The 1,196-nt window shown below is 45.9% G+C and carries 2 protein-coding genes; both read left to right on the forward strand.

The features are described from left to right. A partial coding sequence (locus tag A3766_RS30170; protein ID WP_197479196.1) for a hypothetical protein occupies nucleotides 1–570 on the forward strand: 570 nt, incomplete at its 5' end. Between the two features lie 18 nt (nucleotides 571–588). Next, a partial coding sequence (locus tag A3766_RS02200) for a cobyric acid synthase (RefSeq protein WP_082907005.1) occupies nucleotides 589–1,196 on the forward strand: 608 nt, incomplete at its 3' end.

Raw genomic sequence — 1,196 nt, forward strand, 5'->3', positions numbered from 1 at the left:
GAAAATAACTTATCGAAGTACGATATAGACAACCCAAACACCTTAACCTGGCAGTACGGTTTGAATGATGAAGACGGCGAAAGCAACAGTAACCCATATGATGTGCTTTTCGCATCTGATGATAAAGCCTATGTTATTCGCTGGGGAGAAGGGTCAATTCTTGTCATCGATCCAAGCGTTACTGATAGCTCGTCAGATGATTTCGTATTAGATAGTATTGATATCAGTCATTATGATGAAGACGGCCTCCCGAATGCTTCTGCTGCATTGATCCATGAAGACGTATTGTATGTTGTCACTCAGGGACTTGATAGCTCGTATGCGCCGACTCAAGCCTACCTAATCGCAATTGATACACTGACTGACGCAGAAGTGTCAATTGGTACTGGTGAACTAGATGGCTTAGAGCTAACCGTTAAGAACCCAATTGAAATAGACCTTTTTGCAGGAGATTTATTCATAACAGGAGTGGGGCGTTATGCTTCGGGTGACCGTGCTGCTGAGTACACAGGTGGTATTGAGAGGATTGACCTTGATACGCTGAGCTCGTCGATAGTTGTGAACGACTAATTGAGTAAAGGTTAAGATATGACCACACTGATGATACAAGGCACCACTTCAGATGCGGGTAAAAGTACCTTAGTGGCTGCTTTGTGTCGTTGTTTGGTGAGGCGCGGCCATAAAGTGGCGCCTTTTAAGCCTCAGAATATGGCGCTCAACAGTGCTGTTACGGTTGATGGTGGCGAAATAGGGCGAGCGCAGGCATTGCAGGCGCACGCTGCTTGTGTTTTGCCGACAACGGATATGAATCCGGTTTTGTTGAAGCCTGAAACAGATATCGGTGCGCAGGTGATTATTCACGGTAAGTCCAGAGGCAACATGTCTGCGACGTCTTACCATGAATATAAACAGGTTGCGATGGCTGCGGTGCTAAGTTCACATGAGCGACTTGCTAATGAATTTCAGCATGTCATTGTTGAAGGTGCTGGCTCACCGGCAGAGATTAATCTACGCGACAGAGATATCGCAAACATGGGTTTTGCTGAGGAAGTGGATTGCCCGGTTATTTTAGTTGCCGATATTGATCGCGGCGGTGTGTTTGCACATTTGGTCGGTACTTTGTCATTGCTGTCTGAGTCTGAGCAAGCGCGTATCAAAGGTTTCGTCATTAACCGATTTAGAGGTGATATTTCCTT

The organism is Oleiphilus sp. HI0132 (assembly GCF_001635845.1).